General features: G+C 40.3%; 4 protein-coding genes. All 4 read right to left on the bottom strand.

Features of this window, described 5'->3' with window-relative positions; genetic code table 11:
- Window positions 1-140: 140 nt before the first annotated feature.
- The 4 genes from H6G97_RS40830 to H6G97_RS40845 all read right to left on the bottom strand — a co-directional run bounded on the left by H6G97_RS40830 (window position 141) and on the right by H6G97_RS40845 (window position 6,739).
- Window positions 141-527 (bottom strand): PIN domain-containing protein, encoded by a 387-nt coding sequence (locus H6G97_RS40830; RefSeq protein WP_190946308.1) that lies wholly within the window; start codon window positions 525-527, stop codon window positions 141-143.
- Entirely contained in the window at window positions 524-754 is a 231-nt protein-coding gene (locus H6G97_RS40835; RefSeq protein ID WP_190946309.1) for an antitoxin of toxin-antitoxin stability system, read from the bottom strand. The genes H6G97_RS40830 and H6G97_RS40835 overlap by 4 nt, the downstream gene beginning before the upstream one ends.
- Before the next feature lie 215 nt (window positions 755-969).
- Complete coding sequence (locus tag H6G97_RS40840) at window positions 970-4,923, bottom strand: DUF2157 domain-containing protein (RefSeq protein ID WP_190946310.1); 3,954 nt, start codon at window positions 4,921-4,923, stop codon at window positions 970-972.
- Window positions 4,924-5,158: 235 nt separating this feature from the next.
- The gene (locus H6G97_RS40845; protein WP_206759155.1) at window positions 5,159-6,739 is read right to left on the bottom strand and encodes a glycosyltransferase family 39 protein; all 1,581 of its coding nucleotides are present in this window, start codon (window positions 6,737-6,739) and stop codon (window positions 5,159-5,161) included.
- Window positions 6,740-7,716: the final 977 nt, after the last annotated feature.

The following is a 7,716-nucleotide window of genomic DNA, read 5'->3' on the forward strand; positions in this document are numbered from 1 at the left end:
TGATTCGACTACAGGTGAGATCAGTGAGAATTCTTTGAGTTGCATTCAACATCAGTGCATTCAGGGAATAACCCTCACCTTACCTGATTTTGGGCTTAACCGAACCGTATTGAGCGGCTTCCCGCAGGGTAGGACGATTTTTACCAATAGCGAGTAACTGCATAATTGTCTAGCACTGCATCCACGCTAATGATCGGGATCTTTTCTGTGAGTGCTTGGGCAACTAAAAGCCGATCAAAAGGATCTTTATGATGGAATCGCAGAGTCACAATCGCGGCTGTATGAGAAACTTTAATCGGTAATATTTCCAACTCGTTAACATGGATTTGATGCTCCATCCATGTTTCAAAATTTCCAGGAATTTGATACTTACCAATACTAACTTTAATGGCAATTTCCCAATAGGAAGCAGGACTGAGTAAGATATCATTCAGGGGATCGACAACCAAATCACAGGCGACTTGACTGAGGGCACAATCGTTGAGTACAAACCAGAGGAATGCCTGAGTATCGAGCAGAAGCTTCACGGTATGTAATCGTGAAAGTCTTCCAAGTGGGTTTCATCTTTGGAAAGAATGATTAGGGTTCCGATTGCACTAGCTGGCTGGAGTTCGCCAATCAATCTGGCAATAGTGCGTAGGCGTAGCCCGTCGTAAACATCGCCGGAAAAAATCTGCACTTCTTCACCAGGTTGCAGACTTGCAATCAGTTCGGGTAAATGAAGTTGAGCTTCTGTTAATGGAATCCGTGTCATTGTTTTGTGCTTCTATGCCTTAGCCGAAAACTTTGGCAAAGCCATCGCTCTTGCTTAATTTTAGCTTAGAACTTACGCACGGGTAATGGAAGAACCACAGAGGACGCAGAGGACACGGAGAAATGAGAGTTTGGGAGGGTTTTTGTGTAAATCCTATAGATGACAGTGAATCGAGATGATTTTATCATCCGCTTGCATCATACTAAGTCCAGCCTCTATTCCCATGATTGAAATTCATCAATGGCGCTACGAATTAAGGAAGTTATTTGAGCGCGACGAGTTTCAAAGTTGGCAGCGATGTAAATCAGCAAGATGCCAACTAGCAAGCCAACAACCCATTTTAAGAAAGAGTACTGCAAACTGAAAATTACCGATTGATAAATTGTAGTGATTAAAAAAGTGGCTGTACCAATGTAGAGAAAAGCCCGGACTCGTAAAGCTAATCCGGCAAAAATGGCGATGAGGCTGAAAATTCCAGGTATCCAGGCTGCATCTTGATGAAATAAAATTGCCCATCCACAAATTAAACCACTGCCTAACACTCTCAGAATATGGCGAGCTGCTTTGTATTCTGGTAGCCTCAGTTGAGTATCTACTTGAGCAATATAAAGTAGTGATAATCCAATTGCTGTTACATACCACAAAGAATCAGTGAGATGCAATTCATTAAACCAACGGTAAATTGCCCAATCAACTAACGCTACACTGATATATGTAAAACGGATGTTTTCACCCACTTTTGCGATGAAGATGTAAAATCCAGCTGCGAGTAGTAAGGTAATTGGGTAAGTTTGCAGTCTGGTTTCCCATAAAATTATCAGTGGTGTGATGTAAGCAGCTTGTTGCCAAGGTCTTTTAGACCAACCCCAGCTTTCCCAAGGTAGGATGTATAAAAAATAGGCTACCACACAGGCGATCGCACCATTCCAAGGAACTAATGGCCCAGCCCAAAATTTTCCGACTGCTGTCTCGCGCCAATAAACCCTCATGGCGGCTACCTCTAATAAGCCGATGTAAACCCACATCTCGACTATTGTGATTCCTCCTAAAATACTGGGGGAAGTACGCAAATTTCGTCCCTGAAAGATGGCATAACGAATCAAAAATACTCCAGTTGCCAATCCCACTAAACGGTTAACTCCAATGGGAAGAGGAATGGCAGCCATTAATAAACAGCTACTCCAAGCCCAATGAATATGGGCAATTCCTTTGAGTTCTTGGGGAGTTAGGCGTAAGTAGCTGACTAGCCAAGGCGACAGAAGGCGGTAGGCATACATAATACTGGCACCAAGGGCAGACATGGCAATTAATCCATCACCTAATCTTCCTCCTGAAGCTTGTAACATTTGATAGAACAAAAGTTCATAAGCAGAAATGGATACGCCAATGATTCCTAGGTACAGCAGGGGTTTAAAGTTCTCGCGCCGTCGCCCCACGCCAATGATAATTAAAGCTACACCCAAGGAATACAACCCTGTCCAGTCGGTGAAGGTGTCCAAACGCAGCAATACGCTGAATAGACCATAAATTAATGGCAAAATGTGAAGGCTGCTAGGAAGCCTTTCTAATTGATGTCGTCGCCGCCACCATTCGCCGATCAGTTGAGCAATTAAACCCAAGGCGATATTTGCGATCGCTATTTTAACAGTTGAGCGTTCCCCCAACCCTAGCGCCTGGGTAATCAACAATTCTAAACACCAGCCGATGCCATAAAATGCCCAATTTGTTGGTTCGCGCCAACTACGATAAACAATGGCTGTCAAGGTGATTGCAGTGGCAGATAAGTACAAAAATCCAGAATTAATAAACCCTGAGTAAATCAATATTGAGTGCAGTGTCAAGGTGAACAACTCAAAACCACACAAGGCGATCGCCCATTTATCACTAGCGGCTGCATATATAACTCCTAATTCGTTACCGCGTCGGCTCAAAACAGTCCGTGCTACGCATAAACTTAAGGTTGCGATCGCTCCTGCGACAAACCAACCTGCCACCGCTAGGTGGGGTAAACCAGGCACACCTATCCACAGCAACGCCCCAATGAAAGTCAGAGCAAATCCTTCTGTAATTACCGCAGATGGTTGGTTTCGCAAATAGTGCGTATTTACGAACATCAATCCAGTACCTATAGCTAAACCGATTAATCTGGTTTCTGGTAGCTGGAAAATCAGTAATTGGGCAACTATCACTGTCAAAACACTCAAGTAACGGCTAGTAGTCCGACGCTTTATAATTGTGGCATTGGCAACAGCCGTGAGAGTTAAAGGTGTAACTAGCCATAAGGCTCCCCAATAAGCTTGCCTATCAGCTATGCCATACCAAGATGATTCTGCGTTTATCCACAAGAGGAAAAAACTAGCGGCGGCTAGTGCTAAACCGATGTCCCATGCACTATGTCGCCATAATCCATTGCTCAGGCTAAATCCCCATTCTGCAACCATCAGAGCCAATAAAAGACTTGCCCAAGCTTGTTGACTCAGGCTTGGTAAGAACCAATTGATGGTAGAGCAAAATGTCAGCACCCCCATGATGTGAGTTAAATATATGAGTGGAAGCGAAGGGGAGCGGCGTTGAGTGACGAATGCGAGAGTGGTAGTAGAAAATAGCAGATTTAGCGATCGCAATGTGGGATTTATAAGAGCGATCATTGTTAAAAAAGTTCCAAAGAAGAGGGTGAGTAGTTCGCCAAATGTAGCCAATTCTCGCTTTTGGCTACGATGCAGCCCATCTGTGAGCGCCACCATTAAAATTACGTAGGGAAACAACGCCACACCCAGCAAAGCCCAAGGTTCATTTTGAGAATTAGTGAGTTGAGTGGCAGTTGCGATCACCAATTTCTGTAAGTTATCAGGTACTAATCGCCAACCTAACCAAATCGTCTGTAAACCGATCACAAAAACTGCTGCGAAGTCTAACTTTAAACTGTACCGCTGCAAGCGACTTCCCACAAACCACAAACCCAAACCACTTATAGCTATTGCTTGCCAAGGATAATTTACTACCGATACCAACCAACCTAGGAAGAGTAGAATGCCACCAAGTCTTTCCCAGAGTAACAGCGATGACGGAGATGAAGAAGATATTAATGTTACTCCTCCTGCTTCCCCTGCCGCCTGCCCCCTGCCCCCTCCCTGCTGTGCTAACCAAGTTACTAACCAGCCGCAAATGCCAATAGCTAACCCCAACTGCGTCACATCTACTTTGGCAACAAAAATCGCCCGCATTAGCAGCACTATCAATGCATAAATAATTACAGCTGTAGATAAAGTAATATTTGGCTTCTGGCGTAGGCGTAGCCCGTCGTAGACATCGCTTCCATCTGCCTCGTTTCCAGAATTAAATCGTTGAGAAAGATTGTGATAAACGCTAATGATAGTTGTGCCAATCATTGCCATATAAACGGCAACTAGGGGAAATCCTCTTAATTGCCAACCCCAATGCAGATAACTCAGCCCTAAAATATTTACTACAGGCAATTTCCCAGTATGTAAATTGGTAAAAATAGCCCGATTTTTGGAAAGTAAAACAGTTATAGCAGTGAGAGTGGGACAGGCGATCGCAACTACAATCCAATCCACAGGATTTTGCCACAACCGAAAGCTATCCATCGCCCAAAAGTTCACTGGCACTAACAAAAGGGTGACAATCAGCAAAGTCTGAGCCGTTAATCTGAGGTTGCTTTGCCTAGTTGCCCAAAAACTTAACCCCCAGAAACTCAAAGTATAAGCAAATAAAACTCCATACTGTCCAGAAGCGGGAAACCTTTCCCACTGGCTCGCAGCTAGTACCCCAGAGGATACCACTACTAAAAATACTCCTAGAAAAAGCAGCCAACGGACACTCAGTTCTGCCCCCAAAGACTGCAACATTGTGCTGATAAAGTTGGGTTTAGCTGGTTTTTGTTCCGGTTGTCTACGGCTACTAGATTGTAAAGCTTCTACAGGCAACTGCTGCACGGGGTCGGAAGTTGCAAATACTACCTTTGTTTTAGCTTTAGCCTGGGGTTGCAACGCCAGCGTACACACCAAAAACTCTTGACATAACTGCCTAACTTGGGTATCCGATATCAAACCTAAGCGCAGCCATATATCTAATCCTTCTAATAACTGAGGATGGGAGGACGGCAGTCTAATTTCAATTTTTAGCGGGCGCTCAAGAGGCGATGACATAAGCGGCAGCAGTATAACTATATACTTAATTATGAATTTAATTAAAGTATATTTTGGTTCTAATTGTGCCAGTTCTTACGCTAATTGATATTAATTTTTAACAAAACAGAATTCTGGGTGCTGAATTCTGACTTCTTCTCAAGTTTCCCACAAAATTCAAAATTTGATGGTATTTAATAAGTAGCGGGACTAAATCCTAAAACCTCCACTTAAATATTGCTGAATTCTAAGTTTTTTAATTAGGTTTTGTTATTTTCCAGAGAAAGCGGTTTACCTGCTGTAATTTTGAATTATAAACTTTTTCAATTCCAGTTTTCAAGAAGTCAGACGGCTTGTGCAAGAACAAAAATATGTCAGTAAAACCATTAGTAATCTCTGGTAACTTATTTATTTCGACAATTTGAAATCGCACTTTTGGCTCAACTAAATAAGTAAGTATTTCGATTTGTGGAAGTAGGTTATCTTCATCACTAATGATAAGCGGTTTATTGCCTTGATTAATAATGTTAGCAATTTTAGAATATTCTTGGTTGTCTCGAGGAAATTGGTTCCACCAAATAGGGGCTTGATAGTGAACGATACAAGATATAACTTCGCCCATAATTACCATAAGCGCTATAAGTGACCAGAGCTTTTTTTGCCAATACTTAATAGAGGTAGACCTGATCTTAGCGGTAAATAGGTAAGTAACAGCTAACTGTATACCTAAAACGGAGGGAAGCGTATATCGATTAGTGACTAATCGCTTTTGAAACATGAAATCCGTTAATAGTAAGGGAAGCATTACAGAACCAATCAAGGTTAAAACAAATAACCAAACTTCTTTATAAGCTTTTCGACAGAGAAAATAAATTGAGTAGCTCATTAGAGCTAAAATAATTAAAATAAAAGGAATTAAGGCAATTTTAAGTTTTCCTGGGTCGCTAGGGCTAACACCCAAATCAAAAAAGGCACGACTAAAAACACCAACCCACCTTGCAGATAACGCAAAGAATGATTCTTTAATATTCGCCCAAGCTAATGCTTCTGGTTGAGGGTTAGTAATAATAATCCAAATCCAAGGTACAAAAGCTATAAAGCCTGTAAGCGCTGAAATCAGGTAATAAATAGATGTTTTACTCAATCGGAAGCGTTCGATTATAAGTACATAAATTCCCTGTGAAAAAGCAACCAATGTAAAAAACAAATGAGTATAAAACCCTAGTACCAATGTTGCTGTATAAATGCACCAACTAACTTTTGTTTTGAGGCGCATGGCTCGCAGCAGTGCTATGCTCGATATTAAGATGGCTACTATCCATAAACTGTATGTTCGTGCTTCTTGTGCATACACGACATGAATAGGTGAAACGGCTACCAATCCGACCGCTATCCACCCTATTAATGAAGACTCAAATAATTCTTGACATAACCAATAAAGACAAGGAAAGGTGAGCAGACTCATGAATACTGAAAAACTTCTTGTCACTGCTATAGAATTGCCAAATAATTCTACCCAAAAGCGGCTCATCAAGATGTATACTGGCAAAATCTGCGAGTCTTCTATAATAACCCCCTTAATCGTATCAATTACGTCTTTTTCATCATTAGGATACTGATATTTAAGTAAATCTTCTCTGCTGAGAATACGACCATTACTTAACTGCTTTCTCATTTCTAACTGCGTGTAGCCAGATATGCGTAACGATGAAAAAACTTCATCACCCCAATAAAGCTTTTTGTCAATATTGACAAAGCGAAAAAACACACCCATTACTAATAAAATTATCATTAACAAACGTAACCAAGATTTAGAAATAATCCAGTTCTGTGACAATTCATTTCTCATGTAGTTTTCAATCTTCTTGAGTTATTAATAAAGGGTGGTATAATTTTATTATTTCTTTATGTTGCCAAATCAGACTATCAATATGCATTTTAATTGTTAGTTTAAATCTTACTTCTCACACGTATTGCACGAGGCTGAAATTCTTTTATGTTGAGCAACTGAGAAATTCAGGTTAACTCAAACATTGTAAATTGGGTATCTTGTCACCCACCGTCCGTCTAACCAAGAATCATTTGTAAAAGGGATTAATAATTTTTTAGTAACCCGTTGTTAATGGTCAAAATAAATTAGTATCTTTGAATACACGAATTGACTAAAACTAAAATTTACATAACCTATAAATTAAACACAAGGGAGTTTTTATTATTGATAAAAATTACCCGTTAACAGAGAAGCAAAATATTTTAATTAACAATTTTTTATGTTTATAAAATGATTTTCAAGTATTTTGCAGTTGTTGGCTAAATAATTGCATAGTAAATACAGTTGTTTCATTGTCATCGTACAGTATAAATTAATCAAGACATGAAATACTGGTGTAGAAAATAAAAAAATTCATAAAGTTTACATGAAAACACTATAAATACGTCTACGAGTACTAAAACATACAAATATGCTACTTATAGAATCGCCGCAAGCTCCAACAAAAAGGTACTTACAGCAACAATTTAGGCAAATTGGCTCGATGCTAACCAGGTGCGGAAAGGTAGCGATGTCCCATACACAGCAGAATAAAGGAAAAAAGTCATCGTTGATTCAGTAGTTTGCACCCAAAACAGTAGTGATGGATGTTACCGAAACCCCTAAGTATGTTTATAAACGTTCTATAGTGGCAAACAAAAGCAACATACTCAGGACTTACGCAACTGGCACAATGCGAGCGCCAATTACTAGTACATAAGTATTATTTGAATCTGATTCCGAATGCCTTGTATTTGTAATAAAAGCTGGTGTATTGGAAGCAA

Source organism: Nostoc flagelliforme FACHB-838, assembly GCF_014698065.1.
Lineage (GTDB): Bacteria > Cyanobacteriota > Cyanobacteriia > Cyanobacteriales > Nostocaceae > Nostoc > Nostoc flagelliforme_B.

Bases quoted from the DNA above. Each gene is read 5' to 3' on its own strand.
- H6G97_RS40835 (WP_190946309.1), bottom strand. From the start codon at position 754: ATGACACGGATTCCATTAACAGAAGCTCAACTTCATTTACCCGAACTG.
- H6G97_RS40840 (WP_190946310.1), bottom strand. From the start codon at position 4,923: ATGTCATCGCCTCTTGAGCGCCCGCTAAAAATTGAAATTAGACTGCCG.